At 72.1% G+C, this 24,799-nt stretch carries 16 protein-coding genes and 1 pseudogene; 9 read left to right on the forward strand and 8 right to left on the reverse strand.

What is annotated here, in order from left to right:
* The first annotated feature begins 26 nt into the window (after nt 1-26).
* Nucleotides 27-2,915 (forward strand): FxSxx-COOH system tetratricopeptide repeat protein, encoded by a 2,889-nt coding sequence (gene fxsT, locus KKZ08_RS25995; RefSeq protein WP_223776727.1) that lies wholly within the window; start codon nt 27-29, stop codon nt 2,913-2,915.
* Between the two features lie 80 nt (nt 2,916-2,995).
* On the opposite strand, the pseudogene KKZ08_RS26000 reads toward fxsT, so the two are convergent.
* The 4 genes and pseudogenes from KKZ08_RS26000 to KKZ08_RS26015 all read right to left on the reverse strand — a co-directional run bounded on the left by KKZ08_RS26000 (nt 2,996) and on the right by KKZ08_RS26015 (nt 9,701).
* Nucleotides 2,996-6,819 (reverse strand): annotated as a pseudogene (locus tag KKZ08_RS26000) (multifunctional oxoglutarate decarboxylase/oxoglutarate dehydrogenase thiamine pyrophosphate-binding subunit/dihydrolipoyllysine-residue succinyltransferase subunit).
* Between the two features lie 275 nt (nt 6,820-7,094).
* The gene (locus tag KKZ08_RS26005) at nt 7,095-8,183 is read right to left on the reverse strand and encodes a HAMP domain-containing sensor histidine kinase (RefSeq protein WP_223776728.1); all 1,089 of its coding nucleotides are present in this window, start codon (nt 8,181-8,183) and stop codon (nt 7,095-7,097) included.
* Between the two features lie 13 nt (nt 8,184-8,196).
* On the reverse strand, nt 8,197-8,937 hold the full coding sequence (locus tag KKZ08_RS26010; RefSeq protein ID WP_223776729.1) for a response regulator transcription factor: 741 nt from the start codon (nt 8,935-8,937) through the stop codon (nt 8,197-8,199).
* A gap of 65 nt (nt 8,938-9,002) precedes the next feature.
* Nucleotides 9,003-9,701, reverse strand: coding sequence for a spermidine synthase (locus KKZ08_RS26015; protein ID WP_223776730.1), 699 nt, complete (start codon nt 9,699-9,701; stop codon nt 9,003-9,005).
* Nucleotides 9,702-9,883: 182 nt separating this feature from the next.
* Here KKZ08_RS26015 and KKZ08_RS26020 point away from each other — a divergent pair, with 182 nt between their 5' ends.
* On the forward strand, nt 9,884-10,783 hold the full coding sequence (locus tag KKZ08_RS26020) for a rhomboid-like protein (RefSeq protein ID WP_223776731.1): 900 nt from the start codon (nt 9,884-9,886) through the stop codon (nt 10,781-10,783).
* On the opposite strand, the gene KKZ08_RS26025 is transcribed toward KKZ08_RS26020, so the two are convergent.
* A complete protein-coding gene (locus KKZ08_RS26025) occupies nt 10,728-11,792 on the reverse strand; it encodes an acetylserotonin O-methyltransferase (protein ID WP_223776732.1) in 1,065 nt (354 codons plus the stop codon). The genes KKZ08_RS26020 and KKZ08_RS26025 overlap by 56 nt on opposite strands.
* 189 nt (nt 11,793-11,981) lie before the next feature.
* Between KKZ08_RS26025 and lon the strand changes: the two genes are divergently transcribed.
* Nucleotides 11,982-14,420 carry an endopeptidase La gene (gene lon / locus KKZ08_RS26030; RefSeq protein ID WP_223776733.1) on the forward strand — a complete coding sequence of 813 codons (2,439 nt, stop codon included), beginning with the start codon at nt 11,982-11,984 and terminating at the stop codon, nt 14,418-14,420.
* A gap of 74 nt (nt 14,421-14,494) precedes the next feature.
* On the opposite strand, the gene KKZ08_RS26035 is transcribed toward lon, so the two are convergent.
* Complete coding sequence (locus KKZ08_RS26035) at nt 14,495-15,337, reverse strand: lysozyme (RefSeq protein ID WP_223776734.1); 843 nt, start codon at nt 15,335-15,337, stop codon at nt 14,495-14,497.
* 259 nt (nt 15,338-15,596) lie between these two features.
* Here KKZ08_RS26035 and KKZ08_RS26040 point away from each other — a divergent pair, with 259 nt between their 5' ends.
* Nucleotides 15,597-16,085, forward strand: a complete 489-nt coding sequence (locus KKZ08_RS26040) for a MarR family transcriptional regulator (RefSeq protein ID WP_223776735.1) — start codon at nt 15,597-15,599, stop codon at nt 16,083-16,085.
* A 32-nt stretch (nt 16,086-16,117) separates the two neighbouring features.
* Here the strand turns inward: KKZ08_RS26040 and KKZ08_RS26045 are convergent, their stop codons facing one another.
* Nucleotides 16,118-16,963 (reverse strand): protein phosphatase 2C domain-containing protein, encoded by an 846-nt coding sequence (locus KKZ08_RS26045; RefSeq protein ID WP_223776736.1) that lies wholly within the window; start codon nt 16,961-16,963, stop codon nt 16,118-16,120.
* Between the two features lie 479 nt (nt 16,964-17,442).
* Between KKZ08_RS26045 and KKZ08_RS26050 the strand changes: the two genes are divergently transcribed.
* Genes KKZ08_RS26050 through KKZ08_RS26070 form a run of 5 tightly spaced genes read left to right on the forward strand, consistent with a single transcriptional unit; the run spans nt 17,443 to nt 23,590 of the window.
* Nucleotides 17,443-20,754: a nitrate- and nitrite sensing domain-containing protein gene (locus KKZ08_RS26050; protein ID WP_223776737.1), complete on the forward strand. Its 3,312-nt coding sequence runs from the start codon at nt 17,443-17,445 to the stop codon at nt 20,752-20,754.
* A gap of 8 nt (nt 20,755-20,762) precedes the next feature.
* Nucleotides 20,763-21,269, forward strand: coding sequence for a roadblock/LC7 domain-containing protein (locus KKZ08_RS26055; protein ID WP_223776738.1), 507 nt, complete (start codon nt 20,763-20,765; stop codon nt 21,267-21,269).
* On the forward strand, nt 21,266-21,691 hold the full coding sequence (locus KKZ08_RS26060; RefSeq protein WP_223776739.1) for a DUF742 domain-containing protein: 426 nt from the start codon (nt 21,266-21,268) through the stop codon (nt 21,689-21,691). Before KKZ08_RS26055 ends, KKZ08_RS26060 begins: the two co-directional genes overlap by 4 nt.
* A complete protein-coding gene (locus KKZ08_RS26065; RefSeq protein WP_223776740.1) occupies nt 21,672-22,292 on the forward strand; it encodes an ATP/GTP-binding protein in 621 nt (206 codons plus the stop codon). Before KKZ08_RS26060 ends, KKZ08_RS26065 begins: the two co-directional genes overlap by 20 nt.
* Nucleotides 22,293-22,351: 59 nt before the next feature.
* On the forward strand, nt 22,352-23,590 hold the full coding sequence (locus tag KKZ08_RS26070; RefSeq protein WP_223776741.1) for a styrene monooxygenase/indole monooxygenase family protein: 1,239 nt from the start codon (nt 22,352-22,354) through the stop codon (nt 23,588-23,590).
* Here the strand turns inward: KKZ08_RS26070 and KKZ08_RS26075 are convergent.
* Nucleotides 23,560-24,669 (reverse strand): C40 family peptidase, encoded by a 1,110-nt coding sequence (locus KKZ08_RS26075; protein ID WP_223779196.1) that lies wholly within the window; start codon nt 24,667-24,669, stop codon nt 23,560-23,562. The genes KKZ08_RS26070 and KKZ08_RS26075 overlap by 31 nt on opposite strands.
* Nucleotides 24,670-24,799 lie beyond the last annotated feature (130 nt).

A 24,799-nucleotide genomic window follows, 5' to 3' on the forward strand; every position in this document is an offset into this window, starting at 1 on the left:
GGCGTCACCGGAGAAGGAGGCCGCGCATGACCGGACAACCCGGGGGTGACCGGCCGCACGTCACCGTGGTCTTCGCCGGCCAGAGCGAGTCCTGGGCCAAGTGGATCGAGCACCAGATCCGCGCCGCGGGACGCGCCACCACCCTGGTCCGCTGGAACCCGCTGCTGCGCCCGCCCGCCGCCGACGCCGTCACCGGCCTCCTCGAAGCCCCCGGCCGCATCCTGCTCCTCATCGACGACTGGTACGAGAGGCTCGGCGCCGACCGCTTCGAGGCCTGGGCCGCGGCCCTGCGCGAGGTGCTGCCCGCCCACCGCGACCGCATCGCCGCCGTCAGCATCACCGCGCAGCCGCTGCCCGAGGCCGTCATAGCCCTGGCCCCCGTCGAACTGCGCGGACTGCGTCCCGAGGCCGCCCGCTCCCGCGTCCTGGAGTGCGCGGGCATCGCCGCCCCGGCCGCCCTCGTCGCCCTCGCCCGCGGCCCCCGCTTCCCCGACGACCTGCCCGAGGTGTGGAACGCGCAGCGCCGCAACCGCCGCTTCACCGGCCGCACCGGCCTCCTGGAGAAGGTCCACGACACCTTCGCGGCGGCGGGCCCCGGGGGCTGCTCCGTCGCCCTGCACGGCCCCGGCGGCATCGGCAAGACCCAGCTCGCCCTCGAATACGTCCACCGGTTCGCGGGCGACTACGACATCGTGTGGTGGGTCACCGCGGGCAGCCGGGTGACCGCGCGCGAGCAGTTCGCCGCCCTCGCGCCACAGCTCGGCATCGAGGCCTCCGGACAGCTCGAACCCGTCATCGACGCCGTACGGCGCGAACTGGCCGGCACCGCACGCCCCTGGCTGCTCGTCCTGGACGGCGCGGACGCCCCCGAGAAGGTGCTCGACCTCCTGCCCGAGGGACGCGGCCACGTCCTGATCACCACCCTGCGCGCGGAGTGGGCGGCCCACACCGAGGAAGCCGTCCTCGTACCGCCCTTCCGGCGCAGCGAGAGCGTCGCCTTCGTCGGCCGCAGGGCGGCCCGGCTCACCGAGAACGAGGCGGACGGGCTCGCCGAGGCCGTCGAGGACATGCCGCTGCTCCTCGACCAGATGGCGGCCTGGCTCGACGTCACGCCCACCGCCGACGTGCCGGGCTACATCAAGGACATCCGGGGCGGCAAGCCCGACCGGTTCGGCATCGTGGAGTCCCGCGACTACCCCGAGTCCTTCCAGGTCGCCTGGGCCAAGACCCTCAACACCCTGCGCGACGGCGCCGCCCCCGCCTGGCAGCTCCTGAACCTCCTCGCCTGCTTCTCCCCGGACGTCGTGCCGGTCCGGCTCCTGCAGACCTCGCGCCACGGAGACCTGCCGCGCCCGCTCGCCGAGCTGGTCTCCGAGCCGAGCAGCTGGAACACCGCGCTGCGCAGACTCTCCGAGATCACCTCGATGCGCGTCGAGTACGAACCGGGGCGCATGGACATCCAGCGCGTCAGCACCCTGCGCATGCACCGCCTCTTCCACCGGTACGTCGTCGGCATCCAGTCCCCCAAGGACCGCGAGCGCTACTCCGAGGCGGCCCGCAAGGTCCTCGTCACCGCCGACCCGCGCGACCCCGCGTCCCCCGCGAACTGGGCACGCTACGCCGAGCTCATCCCGCACCTCGGGCCGTCGGGCGCGCTGGAGTCCGAGGACGACGACGTCCGCGACCTCGTCCTCAACTGCATCGACTACCTCCGTATGCGCGGCGAGTACCGCGACGGCTGGTGGCTCAGCCGGCAGGCCGTCGAGCACTGGCGCGCCACCTCGGGCGCCACGCACCGCTCGGTGCTCGTCGCGGTCCACCAGCAGGCCAACATGCTGCGCCGCCTCGGCCGTTACGCCGAGGCGGAGGCCGTCGGCCGCGAGACCCTGGACCGGCTCACGGCCGAGGAGGACACCCGCCCCATCGAGGTGATCCGCGCCAGGGACGGCCTCGGCGGCACGCTCATGGCCCTCGGGCGGTACGAGGAGGCGCGCGGGCTCTTCGAAGCCGCCGCCGACCGGGCGGCGGCGGAGCTGGGCGGCGAGAACGTACCGCGCACCCTGACGATCCGCAGCAACCTCGCCGTCTCCCTCGGCCTCCAGGGCCGCTACACCGACGCCCTCGCCCTGCACCGCAGGATCCTGGAGGCCCGCGTCGAACTCCTCGGCGGCAAGAACCCGCTGACCCTGTACTCCGCGCTGCGCACCGCCTGGATGCTGCGGCTCCTCGGCAACTACACCGAGGCCATGGACATCCAGGGCCACAACTCCCGGCTGCACAGCCAGGTCCTGGACCGCAACCACAGCCAGACCCTGCACGCCGAGCACAACCTCGCCCTGTGCGCCCGCCGGACGGGCGACCTCCAGTTCGCCCTGGCCATGATGCGCAAGGTCCGCGAGAAGCTGCTGCGCCGACGGGGCACCCAGGACCCCGACGCGCTCATGGTCTCCTGCGACTACGCCATGCTCCTGCGCCAGCTCGACCGCCCCGACGAGGCCCGCACGCTGGCCGAGACCACCGCCTCGCTGTACGAGGCACAGCTGGGCGACAGCCATCCGTACGCCATAGGGGCGCGGGCCAACGTCGGCATGCTGCTGCGGGACGCGGGCGAGCTGAGGGCGGCGCTCGCCGTGACCCTGCGGGCCCGCGGCCAGATGGCACGGGCGGTGGGCCCGGACCACCCCTGGACGCTGGGGTGCGCCCTGAACGCCGCCGCGACGCTCGCCCTCACCGGCGACACCGAGGCCGCCGCGCAGCTCGGCCAGGACGCGGCGGAGCGCTCCGCCCGCACGCTGGGCGACTCGCACGGCCTGACCCGCGACCTCAGGACGGGCCTCGCCCTGGACCGTGCCGAGCCGCCGGAGGCCTCCGAACGCGGCCGCCTGTACTGGGACTTCGAGCCCCAGCCCATCTGAGACGCTCGCATACGCCGGTGGGCCCGGCCCCGAGCGACAAGCACTCTGGGCCGGGCCCACCTTCGTACGACCGCTGAGGCCTAGGCCTCGAAGACCTCGTTCAGGAGCTGTGCCTGCTCCTGCTCGTGGCGCTTCTTCGAGCCGACCGCCGGGGACGAGCCGTGCGGGCGCGAGATGCGCCGCAGCCGCTCGCCGTGCGGGATGTCGGCGCCGACCGCCAGGTCCAGGTGGTCGATGAGGTTGAGGGCGATGAAGGGCCACGCGCCCTGGTTCGCCGGCTCCTCCTGTGCCCACAGGTACTTCTCGGCGTTCGGGTACTTGGAGATCTCCTCCTGGAGCTCCGCACCCGGCAGCGGGTACAGGCGCTCGATGCGGATGATCGCCGTGTCCGTGATGCCGCGCTTCTGCCGCTCGGCGTCCAGCTCGTAGTAGAGCTTGCCCGCGCAGAAGACGACCTTGCGGACCGCCTCCGCCTGCACGGACGCGTCGCCGATGACGGGGCGGAAGCTGCCCGAGGTGAACTCCTCCGTCTTGGACGCGGCGGCCTTCAGGCGCAGCATCCACTTCGGGGTGAAGACCACCAGCGGCTTGTGGTGCGGGTTGTGCACCTGCCACCGCAGGAGGTGGAAGTAGTTCGACGGCAGGGTCGGCATGGCGACCGTCATGTTGTTCTGCGCGCACAGCTGGAGGAAGCGCTCCGGGCGGGCGGACGAGTGGTCCGGGCCCTGGCCCTCGTAGCCGTGCGGCAGGAGCAGGGTGACGCCGGAGGTCTGGCCCCACTTCTGCTCGGCCGAGGAGATGAACTCGTCGACGACGGTCTGCGCGCCGTTGACGAAGTCACCGAACTGGGCCTCCCACATCACGAGGGACTCGGGACGGGCCAGCGAGTAGCCGTACTCGAAGCCCATCGCCGCGTACTCCGACAGGAGCGAGTCGTAGGCGTTGAAGCGCGCCTGGTCCTCGGAGAGGTACAGCAGCGGCGTGTAGTCGTCCCCCGTCTCGCGGTCGATGAGAACCGCGTGGCGCTGGCCGAACGTGCCGCGGCGCGAGTCCTGGCCCGCGAGGCGCACCGGGGTGCCCTCCATGAGCAGCGAGCCGATGGCGAGGGTCTCGCCCATGCCCCAGTCGATCATGCCGTCCTCGACCATGGCCGCGCGGCGCTGGAGCTGCGGCAGCAGGCGCGGGTGCACGGTGATGCGGTCGGGGATGTTGACCTGGGACTCGGCGATGCGCTTGACGACCTCCTGGGAGATCGCGGTGTTCACCGCCACGGGGAACTCGGCCTCCGGGCCCGTGACCTCCATCGGCGAGGGCTGCGAGGTGGCCTCGCGGACCTCGGTGAAGACCTTCTCCAGCTGGCCCTGGTAGTCCTGGAGCGCCTGCTCGGCCTCTTCCAGGGTGATGTCGCCGCGACCGATGAGGGACTCGGTGTAGAGCTTGCGCACCGAGCGCTTCTTGTCGATCAGGTCGTACATCAGCGGCTGGGTGAACGCCGGGTTGTCCGTCTCGTTGTGCCCGCGGCGGCGGTAGCAGATGAGGTCGATCACGACGTCCTTGTTGAACGCCTGACGGAACTCGAAGGCCAGGCGGGCCACGCGGACCACGGCCTCCGGGTCGTCGCCGTTCACGTGGAAGATCGGCGCCTCGATCATGCGCGCCACGTCCGTCGAGTACATCGACGAGCGGGACGACTCCGGGGCGGCGGTGAAGCCGACCTGGTTGTTGATGACGACGTGGACCGTGCCGCCCGTGCGGTAGCCGCGCAGCTGCGACATGTTCAGGGTCTCGGCCACCACGCCCTGGCCCGCGAAGGCCGCGTCGCCGTGGAGCGCGACGGGCAGGACCGTGAAGTCCGTGCCGCCCTTGTTGATGATGTCCTGCTTGGCGCGGACGATGCCTTCCAGGACCGGGTCGACCGCCTCCAGGTGGGAGGGGTTGGCGGCCAGCGAGACCTTGATCTGCTCGCCGTCCAGGCCGGTGAAGGTGCCCTCGGCGCCCAGGTGGTACTTCACGTCGCCGGAGCCGTGCATCGACTTCGGGTCGAGGTTGCCCTCGAACTCGCGGAAGATCTGCGCGTACGACTTGCCGACGATGTTGGCGAGGACGTTCAGGCGGCCGCGGTGGGCCATGCCGATGACGACCTCGTCCAGGCGCGACTCGGCCGCGGAGTCGATGACCGCGTCGAGCAGCGGGATGACCGACTCGCCGCCCTCGAGGGAGAAGCGCTTCTGACCGACGTACTTGGTCTGGAGGAACGTCTCGAACGCCTCGGCGGCGTTCAGCCGGCGCAGGATGCGCAGCTGCTCCTCGCGCTCCGGCTTGGTGGCGTGCTGGCGCTCGATGCGGTCCTGGAGCCACTTGCGCTGCTTGGGGTCCTGGATGTGCATGAACTCGACGCCGGTGGTGCGGCAGTACGAGTCGCGCAGCACGCCGAGGACGTCGCGCAGCTTCATCATCGACTTGCCGGCGAAGCCGCCGACCGCGAACTCCCGCTCCAGGTCCCACAGGGTGAGGCCGTGCTCGGTGATGTCCAGGTCGGGGTGCTTGCGCTGCTTGTACTCCAGCGGGTCCGTGTCGGCCATGACGTGGCCGCGCACCCGGTAGGAGTGGATCAGCTCGAAGACGCGGGCGGCCTTCGTGACGTCGTCGTCGTGCGAGGCGTCGATGTCCTTGAGCCAGCGGACCGGCTCGTAGGGGATCCGCAGCGCCTCGAAGATCTCATCGTAGAAGCCGTTCTCGCCGAGGAGGAGGTTCGCGACGATCCGCAGGAACTCGCCGGAGGCGGCGCCCTGGATGACCCGGTGGTCGTAGGTCGACGTGAGCGTCATGACCTTCGAGATGCCGAGCTTGTTCAGGGTGTCCTGGGAGGTGCCCTGGAACTCCGCGGGGTAGTCCATGGAGCCGACGCCCATGATGACCGACTGGCCGGGCATCAGACGCGGGACCGAGTGGACGGTGCCGAGGCCACCGGGGTTGGTCAGGGAGACCGTCACGCCGGTGAAGTCGTCCATGCCGAGCTTGCCGTCGCGGGCGCGGCGGACGATGTCCTCGTAGGCCTGCCAGAACTCGAAGAAGTTCAGGGTCTCGGCCTTCTTGATGCCCGCGACCACGAGCTGGCGGTCGCCGTTGGGCTTCACCAGGTCGATGGCGAGGCCGAAGTTGATGTGCTCCGGCTTGACCAGGGTCGGCTTGCCGTCCTTCTCCTGGAAGGAGTAGTTCATCGACGGCATGGCCTTGATGGCCTGCACCATGGCGTACCCGATGAGGTGCGTGAAGGAGATCTTCCCGCCGCGGGCGCGCTTGAGGTGGTTGTTGATGACGATGCGGTTGTCGAAGAGCAGCTTCACCGGGACCGCGCGGACCGACGTCGCCGTCGGGACCTCGATCGAGGCGTTCATGTTCTTCGCGACCGCGGCGGCGGGGCCGCGCAGCGTCACGTACTCGGGGCCGGCCGGGGCCTCCGTCGCGGGCTCCGCCTTCGCGGGCTCCGCCTTGGCGGCGGGCTTCGCGGCGGCGGGCTTGGCGGCGGGGCCGGAGCGGCGGCCGCGGGCTTCGCCGCGGGGCGGCGGGCTTCTCGGCGGCCGGGGCCGCCGGTGCGGCGGGCTTGGCGGCGGGAGCCGGTGCGGCAGGCGCGGCCGGAGTGGCGGGAGCACTGGTGGCCGCGGCCCCGCGGCCGCGTCACCGCCGGCTGCGCCGGGGCGGCGGCTACGGAAGCGCCCACCCCTGGCTTGTAGTCGGCGAAGAAGTCCCACCAGGCTCGGTCGACCGAATTCGGGTCCTGGAGGTACTGCTGATAGATCTCGTCGACGAGCCACTCATTGGGACCGAAGGCAGCGGCAGGGTCCTTGCCCTGCGCGTCTTGGTCGGTCGAGATGCTCGAGTTACTGGGGGACTCTGGCGACACGGCGGTAACCGCCCTCTTCCGCTTCACAAGGTGATGGACAGCGGAAATAAAGGCTACGCCTCCATCGGCGTGAGGTGCAGACCGGGCCCGTGATCCGTCGCGTAAGTCACACTGGAGGAAGGGTTTCGGGGGTGTAAATGGCGGGAAACAAGCGAGGTTCCGCAACGCGAGATGGCCGCGCGGGTACGCCAGAGGGGCGTCTACGCGCGGCGGCGGCTCCCGAGTGCCCACGAGGACGCCGGTGAATCGCTTCCGCTTCGAACCCTACGTCAACTTCACGCTTCGGACAGGCCCGGAAGAGTGACCTGGATGCGACAGCCGCGCGGGGATTCGGCCACCCCGATGTGGCCGCCGTGCAGATCGACGGCCCAGCGCGCGATGGCGAGGCCGAGGCCGGTGCCGCCGTCGATGGCCGAGCCCTTGGCGGGGGCGCCCGCGTGGCCGCCCCGGTTGAACCGCTCGAAGACCCGGTGCCACTCGGACTGAGGGATTCCGGGGCCCTCGTCGAGCACCTCCAGGTCCAGGGACTCGGGGTAGGGGCCGCGCCGGGCCCGCACCGTCACCCGGCCGTGCGGCGGGCTGTGCTTGACCGCGTTGTCGATGAGGTTCGCCACGACCTGGTGCAGGCGCTCCGCGTCCGCGTGCGCCGTCAGCTCCGGGGGCGAGACGTCCAGGTGCAGGTGGACGTCCGTACGCGTGTGGCTGCCGGAGCCCGAGGCCATGGCCGCGCGCGCGGAGGCCACCATGTTGGCCTCCTTCAGTACGCCCGACAGATACGGCCAGACCTCGAAGCGGCGGGCCTTCAGCGGTACGACGCCGTTGTCGAGGCGGGAGAGGTCAAGGAGCGTCTCCACCAGGCGGCCGAGGCGCTCGGTCTGCTTCAGGGCGGTGCGCATCGTCTCGGGGTCGGCGGCGGAGACCCCGTCCACGACGTTCTCCAGGACGGCGCGCAGGGCCGCGATGGGGGTGCGCAGCTCATGGCTGACGTTGGCCACGAGCTCCTTGCGCTGGGTGTCCTGGGCCTCCAGGTCGTCTGCCATGGCGTTGATCGTGGTGGCCACGTCGCCCAGCTCGTCGCGCCGGTCGGCGCCGCGCACCCGGCGCGTGTAGTCGCCGTGGCTCACGGCGCGGGCCACCGCGTTCATCTCGTCCAGCGGCGCGGTGAGGCTGTGCGCCACGAACTGCGTGATCAGCAGCGTGGCGATCACCGAGAAGACGGTGATGAAGCGCAGCTCGGTCTGGGTCTTCATGGCCACCAGGAGCAGGCCCGTGGTGATGAAGACGGAGACGACCACGAGGGCCCCGAGCTTCGTCTTGATGGAGAACGGCCGCAGCCCCTGAAAAGACCCGAAAGGCCCGCTCATGGCAGGACCGGCCTCACGGTGCCGGGGTCTCTAGGGCGTAGCCCACGCCGTGCACCGTCCGGATCCGCTCGGCGCCGATCTTGCGGCGCAGCGCCTTGATGTGGCTGTCGACGGTGCGGGTGCCGGAGGCGTCGGCCCAGTCCCAGACCTCGGCGAGCAGCTGCTCGCGGGAGAGGACGGCGCGCGGGGTGTTGGCCAGGCAGACCAGCAGGTCGAACTCGGTGGGCGTCAGATGGACGTCCTCGCTGCGCACGCGCACACGCCGCTGGGCGTGGTCGATCTCCAGTTCGCCCAGGCGCAGGATGCCGCTGCGGGGCGTGGTCGCGGCGAGTGCGGCCCGCTCGACCCTGCGGAGCAGGACGTGCACGCGGGCCGCGAGCTCCCGCATGGAGAACGGTTTGGTCATGTAGTCGTCGGCGCCCACGCCGAGTCCGACCAGCATGTCCGTCTCGTCGTCACGTGCGGTGAGCATGAGGACCGGGACGGGCCGCTGGGCCTGGACCCGGCGGCACACCTCCAGGCCGTCGAAGCCCGGCAGCATGATGTCGAGGATGAGCAGGTCGGGCTGCCAGGCCTGGGCCGTGTCGACCGCCGAAGGGCCGTCCCCGGCCGTTTGCACAACAAAACCCTCGGCACGCAGCCGGGCGGCGATGGCGTCGACGATCGTCGGGTCGTCCTCGACCACCAGGACCCGCCGCTGGGCGCCGGGTGTCGCCGCCGTCGCGCCGTTGTGGGAGGTGTGTGTCTGCTCCATCGCCCGCCCCTGACACTGATCGCTTGTGTTCGGTCAGCAGGGTACGGGTCGCGAAGGCACCTCGGCTACGCAGCCCTTACGCCGAGATGCACGACGTCGGGGACGCCTCGGGCAACGGCGATCTCTTCGGTGCGTACCTGATGGAATCCGGCATTCCGTAGAGCGTCGTCGAAAGCGGACGAGGGCTTGGCGGACCACACGGCGAGCACTCCGCCGGGGGTGAGACGGGCTTTGCAGGCTGCCAGACCGGCAGGTGAGTAAAGGGAGTTGTTGCCCTCCGTCACCGTCCAGTCGGGTCCGTTGTCGATGTCCAGACAGAGCGCGTCGTACGTCTCCGGGGTGCCGGAGAGCGGTTCCGCCGCCCCGTTGATGTAGGTGACGAGATCGGTGTGAAGAATTCGCGTACGCGGATCCGCGAGCGCGGCGGCGGACAGCTCGGCGAGCGGTCCCGACCGGTGCCAGTCGATGATGGCGGCCTCGCGCTCGACCACGGTGATGCGGCCCCAGCGGGGGTCGGCGGCGGCGTGCGCGAGGGAGAAGCCGACGCCGAGGCCGCCGATCAGCACGGCGGGTCCCGGACGGCCGTCGAGGGAGTCCCGCGCCGCGTCGACGAGCAGCCGCTCGGAGCGGCCGTCGGAGGTGTCCATCAGGAAGCAGCCGTTGGCGATGATCTGGAGCAGCTCACCGTGGCGCCGCAGTACGACCTCGCCGCACGGGCCCTCGCGCCGGTCGAGGACGACGGGGGCGGTGGTGTGGGTGCGCATGGGCCACAGCGTAGGAGCGGCGGGACGGGGCGCGGGCGGCTTTTCGGCGGCTCGGGAGGCCGCCGGTGACGCGGAAGTGACCCCTGGGGTTGCTGTGAATCGCGTCCCACGTGGCGCCGGTCAATGGACAGCAGTCGAAAAATGGGCAGAGGGTAGGGCGGGACGGAAGGAGCGCCTCACCCGTGAACCAGAGCGTCGAGCCCCTGGACACCGCCGGCACCACCGACGTCGCCCGTGCGCCGGGGGACCGTGAGCCGCCCGCCCTGAACGCGATCCCCCGACAGCCGGACCCGCACCCCCGGGCCGAGGCCGGGCCCGCGGCCACCGCCTCCGCGCCCGCTGGCATGACCGCCACGCCGATTGCCGACCGGCCTGTGCCCGCTGTCACCGGATCCGCGCCCGCTGCCAAGGCCGCCGCGCCCGCCGTCACACGCCCCCGGCCCCGCCTCTGGCGGCTGTTGCCCGGCCCGCGTCGTACGCCCTTCACCTTCGGGTACGCGCTCGTTCTCACCGCCACCTCGTTGCTCGGGCGCTACGCCGACCCGCAGCTGGTCGACGCGTTGCTGCGCGGCTCGAGCACCGACGTCGCGCACCTCGCGCACAACCCCCTCCTGGTCCTCGTCGCCAGTGCCCTGTGGGTCGCGGGCGGCATCACCTCGCCGTACGCCGTCGCCTTCCTGCTGGTCCTCACCGCGCTGGAGCGCCGCATCGGCGGCCTGCGCACCGCCGGGGTCTTCCTGCTCGGGCACGTCGTCGCCACCCTCGCGACGGAGGTCCCGGTCGGTCTGTCCGTCCTCGCGGGCCATCTGCCCGGCAGCTCGCTGCACCGCCTCGACTACGGGATCAGCTTCGGCGTGGCCGCCAGTATCGGCGCCCTCGCGGGACTGCTCACGCCGTGGCTGCGGTGGGCCGTCCTCGCCGGCTTCGGCTGGATGCTGGTGGAGGACCTGATCGCGTTCACCGACCCCATGACGAACTGGGGGCACCTGCTCGCGCTCGCGGTCGGCGTCTGCACCTGGCCCCTGCTCAGGCGCGGCCGTCCGTTCCTGGCTCCCGCTCGGCCGGCCCCGCGCCGCCGCTGAGCCCGGCGGGCACCGCCTCCAGCACGGAAGGCCACGTCGCCGTCGGCACGATCCGGGCCAGCGTGAACCCCGCCGCCGAGAGCAGCGCGGTGAACTCGGCCTCCGTCCGCTCCCGGCCGTCCACGATCGCCGCCATGGCGACGTCCAGCGTCTTGCCGGGGTGCGGACCGTTGCCCTCGGGCAGCACCGCTTCGACGATCAGGAGGCGGGCGCCGGGCGCCATCGCCGCCCGGCAGTTGCGCAGGATCCGCAGACAGGCGTCGTCCGGCCAGTCGTGCAGGACGTGCTTGAGGACGTAGAGGTCACCCCCCTTGGGGACCTCCGTGAAGAAGTCCCCGGACTCGGCGCTCCAGCGGCCCCGCACGGCCTCGTCCCCGCTCAGCAGGTGCGTGCTGATCGCCGGGGTCTGGTCGAAGAGGACCCCGGTCAGGCCGGGCCGCCCGCGCAGCAGCGTCCTCAGGAGGTTGCCGCGCCCGCCGCCGACGTCCACCACCGTGCCCTGCTCGGGAAAGGGGTACGTCCCCGCGACCGCCGCGTCGATCGGCCCCGAGAGCGACGTCATGCCGGCGTCGAACAGCTCCCGCAGCGCCGGGTCCCCGGCCAGATACGCGAAGAACGGCTGCCCGAAGGTCCGCTCGAAGGACGGCCCCTCCTTGCGCACCGTCTCCTCCAGGCCCGCCGAGGTCCGCTGGAACGCCTCGTCGGTCAGCATCACGACCGCCGCGTGCTGCGAGTGCGGCACGTCCGTGCGCAGCGGTTCCGCGAGCGGCGTGAGGTGGAAGGCGCCCGCCTCGTCCTCGCGGAAGACGTCGCGCGTGGCGAGATAGCGCAGGACGCGGCGCAGATGCCCGGCGTGGGTGTCGGTCAGCTCCGCCAGCTCCTCGGCGGTGCGCGGCCCGGCCGCCAGGTGGTCGGCGACGCGGCAGCGGGCCGCCGTACGCAGCGCCGCGGAGAACAGGTGACCGAGGGCGTTCTCCATGAGCTGTCCGGCGAGGTCGGGTCCGTCCACCGTGGGTCTCCTCCGTGAGAGTCGGCAAGCCTCCACGGTCCCGAGGGAACGCCGGTCCGTACAGAGGGCGATCCGGGCGGGGCGCTGTGTGGCGCCCTGATCGCTGAGAGCGAACAACGCTTGGGGAACATTGCGGCGCTCATAAGCATTGAGTCGGTACAGCTCAACTTGAATGCCGAAAGGGAGATCATGGCTACTGAGTCCGCCTCGTACAGCTCGAACACAACGCTCACTCTGCCTGTGCTGCCGCTCGACGACGAGGTGGTCCTGCCCGGCATGGTGGTCCCGTTCGACCTCTCCGACGCCGAGGTGCGCGCCGCGGTGGAGGCGGCCCAGGCCGCGGCCCGCTCCGAGGGCGACAGCAAGCCCAAGGTGCTGCTTGTTCCGCGCATCGACGGCACGTACGCCGCGACCGGCGTCCTCGGCACCGTCGAGCAGGTCGGACGGCTCTCCGACGGCGACCCCGGCGCCCTCATCCGGGGCCGGAGCCGCGTGCGCATCGGCGCCGGTACGACCGGGCCCGGCGGCGCCCTGTGGGTCGAGGGCCAGAAGCTCGACGACTCCGTCCCCGAACCCCTCCCCGGCGCCGTCACCGAGCTGGTCAAGGAGTACAAGGCGCTCGCCACCAGCTGGCTGAAGAAGCGTGGCGCCTGGCAGGTCGTCGATCGCGTGACGCAGATCGACGATGTTTCCGCGCTTGCCGACAACTCCGGCTACTCACCCTTCCTCACCGTCCAGCAGAAGATCGAACTCCTGGAGACCGAGGACGCCGTCGCCCGCCTCAAGCTCGCCACCGCCCAGCTGCGCGAGCACCTCGCCGAGCAGGACGTCGCCGAGACGATCGCCAAGGACGTCCAGGAGGGCGTCGACAAGCAGCAGCGCGAATTCCTGCTGCGGCGCCAGCTGGACGCCGTACGCAAGGAGCTGCGCGAGCTCAACGGCGACAGCAAGGACTCGGCCGAGGAGTCCGACGACTACCGGGCCCGCGTCGAGGCCGCCGACCTGCCCGAGAAGGTCCGCGAGGCCGCCCTCAAGGAGGTCGACAAGCTGGAGCGCGCCAGCGACCAGTCGCCCGAGGGCTCGTGGATCAGGACGTGGCTCGACACCGTCCTGGAACTGCCCTGGAACGAACGCACCGAGGACGCGTACGACATCAAGGGCGCCCAGGAGATCCTCGACGCCGAGCACGCCGGGCTCCAGGACGTGAAGGAGCGCATCACCGAGTACCTGGCGGTGCGCAAGCGCCGCGCCGACCGCGGCCTCGGGGTCGTCGGCGGGCGCCGCGGCGGCGCCGTGCTGGCCCTCGTCGGTCCGCCCGGCGTCGGCAAGACCTCGCTCGGCGAGTCCGTCGCGCACGCCATGGGCCGCAAGTTCGTGCGGGTCGCGCTCGGCGGCGTACGCGACGAGGCGGAGATCCGCGGTCACCGCCGCACGTACGTGGGCGCGCTGCCCGGCCGGATCGTGCGGGCCATCAAGGAGGCCGGGTCCATGAACCCGGTCGTGCTCCTCGACGAGATCGACAAGGTGGGCTCGGACTTCCGGGGCGACCCGGCCGCCGCCCTCCTCGAAGTCCTCGACCCGGCGCAGAACCACACCTTCCGGGACCACTACCTGGAGGTGGAGCTGGACCTGAGCGACGTCGTCTTCCTGGCGACGGCCAACGTCCTCGAAGCCATCCCGGAGGCCCTGCTCGACCGCATGGAGCTGGTCCGTCTCGACGGCTACACCGAGGACGAGAAGATCGTCATCGCCCGCGACCACCTGCTCCCGCGCCAGCTGGACCGGGCGGGCCTGGAAAAGGACGAGGTGACCCTCGACGAGAGCGCGCTGCGCAAGCTGGCGGGGGAGTACACGCGCGAAGCGGGCGTACGCAACCTGGAGCGCTCGGTGGCGCGGCTGCTGCGCAAGGTGGCGGCCCAGCACGAACTGGGTGAGCGCGAGCTGCCCCTCACCGTCACGGACGAGGATCTGCGCGACCTGATCGGGCGGCCGCACCACGTGCCGGAGTCCGCCCAGGACCCGGCCGAGCGCCGCACGGCGGTGCCGGGTGTGGCCACCGGGCTCGCGGTCACCGGGGCGGGCGGCGACGTGCTGTTCGTGGAGGCGTCCCTCGCCGACCCGGAGACCGGGGCCTCGGGGCTCACGCTCACCGGCCAGCTCGGCGACGTGATGAAGGAGTCGGCGCAGATCGCGCTGAGCTTCCTGCGCTCGCACGGAGCCGAACTGGAGCTGCCGGTCGCCGACCTGAAGGACCGGGGCGTGCACATCCACTTCCCGGCGGGCGCGGTGCCGAAGGACGGGCCGAGCGCGGGCGTCACGATGACGACGGCCCTCGCCTCCCTGCTCAGCGGCCGGCTGGTCCGCACCGACGTGGCCATGACCGGCGAGGTCTCGCTGACCGGCCGGGTGCTGCCGATCGGCGGCGTCAAGCAGAAGCTGCTGGCCGCGCACCGCGCGGGCATCACCACGGTGATCATCCCGAAGCGGAACGAGCCGGACCTCGACGACGTCCCGGCCGAGGTCCTCGAGAAGCTGGACGTGCACGCGGTGACCGATGTGCGCCAGGTGCTCGAACTGGCCCTCACCGAAGCCACGGTGGGCGAGGTGAAGGCGCCGGTCGCGGCGTAGCGCGGCACAACGGCGGCCGTCCCGGTCCACGGGGCGGCCGCCGTTCGCGTGCTCGGGCATGGGCTCTTGCGGGCTCAGCCGTTGGCGAGCGCCTGGACCCTGTCGTAGGCGCCGTTGAACTTGTTGTGGTCACCGACCGTCGGCCCGGAGGAGGTGTACTGCCACATGGTGTGGAAGCCCCAGCCGGCGGGGAGTTCGCCCGGGCTGGTGTCGTAGCGGGCGATCCACAGCGGGTTGCTGGCGCCGAAGCCGCCGTAGTTGCCGGTGCACTGCTTCCACCAGCTGGTGGCGGTGTAGATCACGGCATCGCGGCCCGTGCGCGCCTTGTACGTGTTCAAGAAGTCCCGGATCCAGCTGACCATGCCGGACTGCGTCTTGCCGAAGCAGGCCGCCCCGTACGGGTTCCACTCGATGTCCAGCGCGCCGGGGAGCGTCCTGCCGTCGCGGGACCAGCCGCCGCCGTTGTCCACGAAGTAGTTGGCCTGGGCGGCGCCGCTCGCGGTGTCGGGCGTCGCGAAGTGGTACGCGCCGCGGATCATGCCCACGTTGTACGAACCGTTGTACTGCTGGGCGAAGTAGGGGTTCTTGTAGTACGTGCCCTCGGTGGCCTTCACGTAGGCCCACTTCACGCCGCTGTTCCAGAGCGTGGACCAGGCGACGTTGCCCTGGTGGCTGCTGACGTCGACGCCCTCGGTCTGGGTGGCGCCGCCGCCGGTGGGCAGACCGCCCTGGCCGTCGTGTTCGATGACGCCCTGGCCGAGGCGGGCGGAGCCGCGCGGGGGGACGTCGTCCGCCTGGGCCGCCGTGGGGAGCGTCAGGAGGAGGGAGAGGGCGGACAGGACTGCGAGGAGGACCGCCGCCGGCGAGAAGCGGGCGGGGCGGGAGCGGCGGGAGGGGCCGGGTCTGTGCACGGACATCTGCGTGCCTCCGAAGGCCTCGGTGGTGCTCTGGGGGGACCTTGCGACAGGTTCATGGTGTGAACATGTCACTTGAAAAGCTACGCACGTAGACCGCCGCGGGGGAAGGGGGTCAGAGTGGTGCCGTTGGTCCACTCCTGTGGCGGTGCCGTGGGAGCGGCACGGTTTTGACCTTGCGAAATACTGGTCAGGCCGCTGGCGCCGCGCCCGCGGCGCGAGAGTCTTCCGGCGATAACTTTCAGAATCGGGAAAGCGGGACATGGGTGCTGCAAAGAAGGGCGTGAAGGACGGGGCGTACGGTGACGCCGAACCGGGGGTGGACCGCGAGTTCCTCTCCCTGGAACGGGAGTTGTCGCTCCTGATGCGCCGCGCGCGGGCCTCCTCCGGCGAGATGGCGCGCCAGGTACACCCCGACCTGGAGCCCGCCGCGTACGGCCTCCTCGTCTGCCTGGACGACTCGGGGCCGCAGCGGGCCACCGACCTCGCCGCGTACATCGGGGTCGGCAAGGCGACGATGAGCCGTCAGCTGCGGGCCATGGAGGAACTCGGCCTGGTCTCCCGCGAACCCGACCCCGCCGACGGCCGCGCCTGGCTCATCCGGCTCACGCCCGACGGCCGCACCCGCTTCCGCACGGTGCGCGCCGCCCGCCGCGCGCGGTACGTGCGCCAACTCCAGGGCTGGGACCGGTCGGAGGTCGCCGAACTGGCCCGGCTGCTCGGCCAGCTGAACGCGAGCGCCGAGTCATGAGCCGGGGGCGCCCGTGACCGGGTGAGCGCCGGTCACAGCTCCACGTACACCGCCGCGGCGTCGTCGTGGCGCTTGCCGCGCGGGAAGGCGAGGCGGTCGGGATCGGCGTGCTCCAACTCGCGCACCCGGTCGAGGAGGTGCTGCGGGCCCTCCTTGCGCAGCAGCGCGAAGCACTCCGCCCAGTCGCCCTCGCGGAAGGTCTCGACCCAGCGCGCCGCCCCGTCGGTGAGCGCCGCCACCGCCGTCACGTCCGCCCGCGGCGTCTCGCCGGTGACCGCGCGCGCCGCGGCCGAGGGGTCCGCCGCGGCCGTGAAGAAGCCGTCCTCGGCGTTGCGCAGCGCCTCGACCGCCGCCCCGTAGGCCCGGCCCGCCACCTCCCGCTCCGCCGAGCCGCGCGGCAGGGCGCGCACCTGGTCGCGCAGGGCCTGGACGGCGGGCGGCAGTTCGGCGAGGCGGCGGTCGAGGATGGCGGTCACGTCGCCGCCCTCGCCCGTCATGAGGAGCGCCGAGTCGGACAGGACCAGATGCTCGACGCGCTCGGCGTCCCACCGCATGAGCACCACCGTTGCCTGAGGTGTGCGCGGGTGAGAAAGGTCACAGGTTGAACTATGGGCGTCGGCGGTACGCGTGATGGCGGCCGACAGGACCTCAGGGAGCGTCATATCCCGTCGCGAAACGGACAGTTCGCCCAGTGCGCCGCCGAGTCGCGCCGTGAACCAGGGAACGGAATGCAGACAGCCCATGGACCCCTCCGGTGGGGTCACGCCGTCCAGGAGGACGAGCGATCCGCCCTGTCCGGAAGCGGGAAGCGCGACCGACGCGTAGTCCTCGTTGGGGCGTGCGGGGTCTCCGGGCTCAGTGGCGAGTTCGATACGCATTCAGCCAGTCTGCACGAGCCCTTCACGGGGGCAGGTGAGAACCGGAAACGGGCCCGGCATTGGCCCGGACCAGCAGGTCACGCGCCGGAATTGGGCCGGAATGATCAACTCCGCCGGGGTGTGGCGGCGCATCCTGCCAAAGACCGGTCGGCGACGTCCAACCGGCGCACCGCATATGCCCCGTGATCCGCACACCGGGACTTGCCCGCCAACTCCCCGCCGATGTTCACTCCTTCGGGTGGCCAGGCATGCGATGCGCGACCGCCACTCACCGGCACTGGAAGGGTCAGGGGCCGTACCGGGGGCGCGCTCGTGTTGACGGATCGTCACCCGGGCACATGGGCAGACGAAAAACAGGAATGCGAGCACCGGTGCAGAAGATGCGGCCTCGGCGCAAAGGCAAGCAGACGGCCCCGGAAGGGGCCACGCCGGGCGCGCCCCATCCGACCGAGCGTGCCAAGGGCCCCGGAGGGTCTGACATGACGGTGCCCACGACGCCCGACGGGCAGGCTTCGGCGCCCGGCGCCTCCGCGGGGTCCGGCGGGCTGCCGGGAGTGTCCGGTGCGTCCGCGGGGCAAGCGACGACCCACGGAACCCTCGCGGGGCAAGCGGGGGAGCCCGGCGCCTCCGCGGGGCGGACGGCGGGGTCCGGTGCGTCCACGGCGTCCGGTGGGCTGCCGGGTATGGAGTCCGGTGCGTCCGGCGGGCGGCCAGGAATGTCCGGCGCCCCCGGGGAGCAAGCGGCGGCCCAGGGAACCCTCGCGGGGCACACTGCGCGGCCCGGTGCCTCCGGCGGGCGGGCCGCGACGCCGTCGGCCGAGCAGGCCACCCCCGCCGGGGACGCCGCCAAGGCCGCTGCCGCGGCTGCCGCCGGCGTGCACAAGAAGCCCACCGCCCGCGTGCGCAACCGGCTGATCGTCGCCGTGGCGGTGGTGGCCGCCGCCATCGCCGGAGCGGGTGCGCCCGCCATCGTCGCCGCCTCCGGCCGGCTGAACGACACGCAGAGCCTCGTCACCCTCGCCGAGCAGACCCAGCAGGCCGTCTCCCTCGGCCACTCGCTGGCCGACGAGCGCGACGAGGTCACCTCCTTCATCGCCGCGGGCCGCCCTGGGGGCAAGGGCCTGTCCGAGAGCCGCAGCGCCCGCGTGGACCGGCAGATCGACGAGCTGCGCGGCGCCGACGCCCCCGCCGGGCTGCGCGACGACCTCGCCGACATCGCCGGCGTCCGCCGCGCCGCGCTCACCGGCAAGAGCACCGCCCTCGAAGCGCACGAGGCGTACACGAAGGTCATCACCGAACTCCACGGCCTTACCCGCGACCTGGCCGAGCAGCTGCCGCCCGAGGCCAACAAGGGCGCCCTCGCCCTCGCCGACCTCGACCACGCCGTCGAGCAGGCCGCCGCCGCCCGTGGCCTCCTCCTCGCCGCCCTCGCCGTACGGCCCTCCACGTCCACGTCCACCACCGTCGACCCGGTCACGGGACTGCCGACCACCGGCACGGGCGAATCGCCGGCCGACGGAAAGCGCCGCGACGGCCTGAGCGCCGCCGCCCAGCAGGCCCACCTCCGGGAGAAGGCCGCCCTCGCGGACTTCCGCGACGCCGCCGACGACCCGGCCCGCGTCACGTACGAGTCGACCGTCACGGGCGCCGAGGTCACCGCCGCCGAGAAGTACCTCGCCCGGCTCACCGACCAGGCCACGCTCTCCGCCGCCGAACGGGACCTCGACCCCAAGAAGGTCGACGCCGCGCTCTCCGCCCGCATCGAGACGATGCGCGGCGCCGAGTCCGCGCTCGGCGTCGAGCGCACCAAGCACCTCGCCCAGCTGCGCGACGACGACGTCACGGCGCTGGAGATCCGCATCGCGCTCGTCGGCGTCTGCCTGCTCGTCGCGGTCGGCGTCTCCATGGCGATGGCCCGTTCGCTGACCCGTCCGCTGGCCGTCCTGCGCCTCGGCTCGGCCCGCCTCGCCACCGAGCCGGCACCCCAGGAGCCGATCCGCTTCACCGGCCGCGACGACGAGTTCGCCCAGGTCGTCCGCTCCGTCAACGCCCTGCACGGCCACGCCGCCGCCCTGACCGAGCGTCTGACGACCCTCGAAGCGGACCGCAAGCACCTCATCGGCAAGCGCCAGGCCATGGCCGACGAGCGCGAGGCCCTGCGCGCCGAACTGGCCGAGGCCTCGGCGCACCTGGACCGCGTACGCCAGTCCATCCACGGCACCTTCGTCAACCTGGCCCTGCGCACCCTCGGTCTCGTCGAGCGCCAGCTCGCCGTCATCGAGAACCTGGAGGACCGCGAGCAGGACCCCGAGCGTCTCGCCACGCTCTTCAAGCTCGACCACTTCGCCACGGTCATGCGCCGCCACAGCGAGAACCTCCTGGTCCTCGCGGGCGCCGAGCACGGCCACCAGCACCCGGGGCCGGTCCCGCTCGTCGACGTCGTGCGTGCCGCCGTCTCCGAGATCGAGCGGTACGAGCGGGTACGCATCGCCACGCTGCCGCCGCACGCGCACGTCGCCGGTTTCGCCGCGGACGACATCAGTCACCTCACCGCCGAACTCCTGGAGAACGCCACGTCGTTCTCGCCGCCGGACGCCTCCGTCGAGGTCTCCGGGTGGCTCCTGGAGAGCGGCGAGGTCATGCTCTCCGTCCAGGACGAGGGCATCGGTGTCACCAAGGACCGCATGGAGGAGCTGAACGCGCGCCTCGCGGACTTCGACCCCGACGCGGCGTACGACCAGGAGAGCGGGGACGGCCTCGGCCTCGGTCTGTACGTCGTCGCCCGGCTCGCGGCGCGGCACGGCGTGCGGGTGCGGCTGCGGGAGCAGAAGCAGGGCGGTGTCGCGGCGGTCGTGGTGCTGCCCAAGCCGATCCTGGCGCAGGCGCCCTCGACGACCGCGGTGGTCCCGCCGCCGCGGGGCGGCGAGCCCGTGACGCACCTGCCCGGCTCGGAGGCCGAGGCCAACTCCAACGTCCTGCCGGGCCGGTCGGCCGCCGCCCCCGGCGAGGACCCGCTGATCGCGGCGGCCGAGCGCACCGTGGAGTCGGCCCTGCCGAAGCTCCAGGAAGCGTCGGCGACCGGGGCCGCCCCCGAGACCGAGCCGCAGCCCGACGCCCATGCCGACGCCGAGCCGCAGTCCGAGACCGAGCCCCGGTCCGAGACCGAGCCCCGGCCCGGCGCCGACTCCGAGCCCACGCCGCCGCCGTCCGCGGAGACGACCATGGAGCTCATGGTCCCCGCCGCCCCGGAGGCGGACGGGGACGCCGGCCCGGAAGCCAAGGCCGGATCCGCCCCGGAGCCCGCCCCCGAGGCGGGGCCGCAGGCCGGAAGCGAGCCCCGGTCCGAGGCCGGCCGCAGGCTCGGAGCCGAAGCCACAGCCCCGGCCGGGCGGCAGCCCGGAAGCGTGCCCGAGGCCGCAGCCGAGGCTGGGCCGCAGCCCGGAAGCGAGACCCACACCGACGCCGGGCGGCAGGCCGAAGCCGTGCCCGCGCCGCCCAAGTGGGAACGCGTCACCGACAAGGGCCTGCCCAAGCGCACGCCGAAGATCACCGCGCCCGCGAGCACCGCGCCCAAGCCGCGCGGTTCCGTGGACGCCGAAGCACTCCGACGCCGCCTCGGCGGCTTCCACCAGGGCGCGCAGAGCGGCCGACGGGACGTGGAGGCCGAGATCGCCGGGGAGGCGAACCCGTCGGACCCGAAGGACCAGCCGGGTCCATCTGACGAACGTAACGAAAAGACGACAAACGCCGCAGACGTAATGGGGGACTCAGTCGAGGAGGCAAGCAGTTGACTGCGCCCATGCGCACGCCCAGTTCTTCCGCCGCACCCGCCACGCCCGCTCCATACGGCCTGAGCAGCGAAGCCCGCAATCTGCACTGGCTGCTGACGAACCTCGTGGAGGAGGTGCCCGGAATCCTCTCCGTCGCGGTGGTCTCCTCCGACGGACTGCTGCTGCTCTCCTCCGACCCCGGGCGCAACGCCGAGCGCCCGGCGACGGCCCCCAGCGGTCCCAAGGGGTCCAGCGCCGACCTGGCCACCATCGTCTCGGGGCTCGGCTCCCTCACCATCGGCGCCGCCAAGCTGATGGACGGCGGAGGGGTCAAGCAGACCGTGGTCGCGATGGCGGAGGGCAGCCTCTTCGTCATGTCGATCAGCGACGGCTCGCTGCTCGGCGTGCATGCCACCCCGGACTGCGACATGAGCGTCGTCGCGTACCACATGGCGCTCTTCGTCGGCCGCGCCGGGCACGTCCTCACCCCCGAACTCCGCAGCGAGCTGCGCCAGTCGATGGAGAGCGCCCGATGAGCAGCAGCCGCAGCAGCAAGACGCCGAAGCTGCCGCAGCGCGGCGGCGACCGAAAACCCGCTCGCGTACGCCCCTACTCGCTGACCGGCGGCCGGACCCGGTTCGGTCACGTCCTGCTCGTCGAGACCTTCGTGGCGAGCAACCCCGAGCTGGAAGCGGCCGAGGAGCGCCTGCAACTGCCCAAGGGCGACCTCTCCACCCGTGTCATGCCGGAGATGCGCGCGATCGTCGAGATCTGCCGCCGCATGCGCACGGTCGCGGAGATCTCGGCCCTCCTCAAGATGCCGCTCGGCGTGGTCCGCGTACTCCTCAGCGACCTCGCCGATCAGGGAAAGATCCGCGTGTACGGTACGGGCCACGGCCCGGGACAGCCCGACCGCGCACTGCTGGAAAGGGTGCTGAGTGGACTCCGCCGTCTCTGAACTCCTCGTCGAGGACGAGAGTCAGTTGCAGGCCTGGCAGACGGACAGGTCACGCGCCCCGATCGCCACGAAGATAGTGGTGGCGGGCGGCTTCGGCGTCGGCAAGACGACACTGGTGACCGCCGTCTCCGAGATCACGCCCCTCCAGACGGAGGCGCTGATGACGCAGGCGAGCGCCGACACCGACGACCTGAGCGGCACGCCGGACAAGACGACCACCACGGTCGCCATGGACTTCGGCCGCATCACGCTCGACGACGACCTGGTGCTGTACCTCTTCGGCACGCCGGGGCAGCAGCGCTTCTGGTTCATGTGGGACGACCTGGTGCGCGGCGCGATCGGCGCCGTCGTGCTCGCCGACACCCGCCGCCTGTCCGACTGCTTCCCCGCGCTCGACTACTTCGAGAGCTGCGGGCTGCCGTACATCGTGGCCGTCAACCACTTCGACGGCAGCGAGAGGTTCGAGGTGCCCGATGTGCGCGAGGCCCTGACCGTGCCGCCGCACATACCCGTACTGATCATGGACGCGCGGCAGCGGATCTCGGTCATCGAATCGCTGCTCGCCCTGGTGGGCCACGCGCTGGACGCCACCCCCGAGTAGCCGACGCCACCCCCCACAGCCTCAGCCTCTTTGAGAACGTACGTAGGAGAAGTACCCCCATGCGGAAGATACTTGTCGTAGGAGCCGGTCAGTCCGGGCTCCAGATCGCCCTCGGGCTCCAGGCACAGGGGTACGAGGTCACCCTGATGTCCAACCGGACGGCGGACGAGATCCGGTCCGGTCGGGTCATGTCCACCCAGTGCATGTTCCACACGGCCCTCCAGCACGAGCGCGACATCCAGGCGAACTTCTGGGAGTCGCAGGCCCCGAGGATCGAGGGCCTCGGCGTCTCGGTCGCCGGACCCGACGGCTCCCGCCTCATCGACTGGGTCGGCAAGCTCGACGGGTACGCCCAGTCCGTCGACCAGCGCGTGAAGATGGCCGGCTGGATGGAGACGTTCGCCCAGCGCGGCGGCCAGCTCGTCATCCACGGTGCGGCCGTCTCCGACCTCGACTACTTCTCCCGCGCCTACGACCTGGTGCTCGTCTCGGCGGGCAAGGGCGAACTGGTGTCGATGTTCGAGCGCGACGCGTCCCGCTCGCCGTTCACCGAGCCGCAGCGCGCGCTGTCGGTCGCGTACGTCCACGGGCTCGGCCCGCGCCCCGAGCACCCGGAGTTCGACGCGGTGCGCTGCAACCTCGTGCCCGGCGTCGGCGAGCTCTTCGTCATGCCGACGCTCACCACCTCCGGCCGCGCCGACATCCTCTTCTGGGAGGGCGTCCCCGGCGGCCCCCTCGACGTCTTCCAGGGCGTCAAGGACCCGAGCGAGCACCTGGCGCTGACCCTCGAACTCCTGGAGAAGTTCCTGCCCTGGGAGTACGCGCGCGCCACGAAGGTCGAGCTGACCGACGCGGGCGGCACCCTGGCCGGGCGGTACGCCCCCACCGTCCGCAAGCCCATCGGGCGGCTGCCCGGCGGCGGCCTGGTCCTCGGTGTCGCGGACGTCGTCGTCGCCAACGACCCGATCACCGGGCAGGGCTCCAACTCGGCGTCCAAGTGCGCCGCCTCGTACATCTCCTCCATCGTCGAGCACGGCGACAAGCCGTTCGACGAGGCGTGGATGCAGTCGGCGTTCGACCGCTACTGGGACACCGCGCAGTGGGTCACCAAGTGGACCAACGCCATGCTGGGCGCCCCGCCGGAGCACGTCCTGAACATCCTCGGTGCGGCCGGGCAGCTCCAGCCGGTCGCCGACCGGTTCGCCAACGGCTTCAACGACCCGTCCGACTTCGAGAACTTCTTCTACGACCCGGACAAGGCCGCCGCCTACCTGGAGTCGGTCGCCACCGGCGCCTGATCGCCGCCGTACCCCAGATCGCTGCCCGAGGTCGCCCCCTCGGGCAGCTTCGGCGGGGTGTAGCGGCGCAGGGGCCGGCTCTCGAGGTCGGGCCGCACCGCGCCGAGTACGGGGTTCGCCGCGACCGGTGACACCTTGACGCGGGCGCCGGGGCGCGGCGCCTGCACAACCATCCCGTCCCCGAGGTACAGCGCTACGTGCGTGGCCTTCGGGAAGTAGACGACGAGGTCGCCGGGGCGCAGCTTCGACAGCGGGACGCGGTGCAGCTTCGCCCACTGCTCCTGGCTGGTCCGGGGGATGTCGCGGCCCGCGTGCCGCCAGGCCTTCGACGTCAGCCCCGAGCAGTCGTACGCGTCCGGGCCCTCGGCGCCCCACTTGTAGGGCCGTCCGATCTGGCGCACCGCGAAGTCGAGGGCCTTGTCGCCCCGCCGGGAGGGCGCGCGCGTGGCCGGGCTGCCGCCGAGGGCGCCGGACGCCACGAACTCCTCCTGGGCGCGGGCCGTCCCCGCGTCCTCCGCCTCCCGCAGTGCGGCGAGCTGGTCCGGGGTGAGCGCGGAGAGCAGTTCGTGGACCTCCTTGAGCTGCCCGCCGACCTTGTCCCGCTGCTCCTTCTGCCGGGCGGCCAGGGCGCTCTGGGCGTCCAGGGCCCGCTGTGCCGCGCCCGCCAGCTCCTCGGCCCTCTTCTCGCCGCCGGTCAGCCGCTCGATGGCCGCGGCCCGCCCGGCGGCCACGCGCTGGATGACGTGGCTCTGGTCGAGGGCGCGCTGCGGGTCTCGGGCGAGCAGCAGGCGTACGTAGGGGGAGAGCCCGGTGGCGTCCTGGTACTGCTGGCGGGCGAAGCGGCCGGCGTCGCCGCGGCTGTCGCTCAGCGAGGCGCGGGCCCGGCTCAGCCTCCGGTTCAGGTCGGCGGCCTTGGCGCGTTGTTCCTTGAGCTGTTCCTCGGTGGCGTTGTAGGTCTCCGTGGCCTCTTCGGCCAAGCGGTAGCGCTGCTGAAGGTCTGTCAGCAGGGCGGCCACGGAGTGGCCTTCCGGCCCCGGGGCCGCGTGGGCGGGGGGTGCGGTCGTGCACAGGGTGCCCAGGGCGGCGCCCGTACAGATCCAGCGCAGCAGCCTTGCTGACACGTCATCACCTCCGGTGCGGGGGCGGGACTTCCGCCGCGCATCGTGAGCGTGGAGGGTCAGCGGGGGGTGCGCCTCCCGGGGGTGGGCG

Origin of the sequence: Streptomyces sp. 135, assembly GCF_020026305.1 — a bacterium.
In the GTDB taxonomy this organism is placed as follows: domain Bacteria; phylum Actinomycetota; class Actinomycetes; order Streptomycetales; family Streptomycetaceae; genus Streptomyces.

Bases quoted from the DNA above. Each gene is read 5' to 3' on its own strand.
- KKZ08_RS26010 (WP_223776729.1), bottom strand. From the start codon at position 8,937: ATGGAGCAGACACACACCTCCCACAACGGCGCGACGGCGGCGACACCC.
- lon (WP_223776733.1), top strand. From the start codon at position 11,982: ATGGCTACTGAGTCCGCCTCGTACAGCTCGAACACAACGCTCACTCTG.
- KKZ08_RS26015 (WP_223776730.1), bottom strand. From the start codon at position 9,701: ATGCGCACCCACACCACCGCCCCCGTCGTCCTCGACCGGCGCGAGGGC.
- KKZ08_RS26060 (WP_223776739.1), top strand. From the start codon at position 21,266: ATGAGCAGCAGCCGCAGCAGCAAGACGCCGAAGCTGCCGCAGCGCGGC.
- KKZ08_RS26070 (WP_223776741.1), top strand. From the start codon at position 22,352: ATGCGGAAGATACTTGTCGTAGGAGCCGGTCAGTCCGGGCTCCAGATC.
- KKZ08_RS26055 (WP_223776738.1), top strand. From the start codon at position 20,763: ATGCGCACGCCCAGTTCTTCCGCCGCACCCGCCACGCCCGCTCCATAC.
- KKZ08_RS26040 (WP_223776735.1), top strand. From the start codon at position 15,597: ATGGGTGCTGCAAAGAAGGGCGTGAAGGACGGGGCGTACGGTGACGCC.
- KKZ08_RS26050 (WP_223776737.1), top strand. From the start codon at position 17,443: ATGACGGTGCCCACGACGCCCGACGGGCAGGCTTCGGCGCCCGGCGCC.
- KKZ08_RS26045 (WP_223776736.1), bottom strand. From the start codon at position 16,963: ATGCGTATCGAACTCGCCACTGAGCCCGGAGACCCCGCACGCCCCAAC.
- KKZ08_RS26035 (WP_223776734.1), bottom strand. From the start codon at position 15,337: ATGTCCGTGCACAGACCCGGCCCCTCCCGCCGCTCCCGCCCCGCCCGC.
- KKZ08_RS26005 (WP_223776728.1), bottom strand. From the start codon at position 8,183: ATGAGCGGGCCTTTCGGGTCTTTTCAGGGGCTGCGGCCGTTCTCCATC.
- fxsT (WP_223776727.1), top strand. From the start codon at position 27: ATGACCGGACAACCCGGGGGTGACCGGCCGCACGTCACCGTGGTCTTC.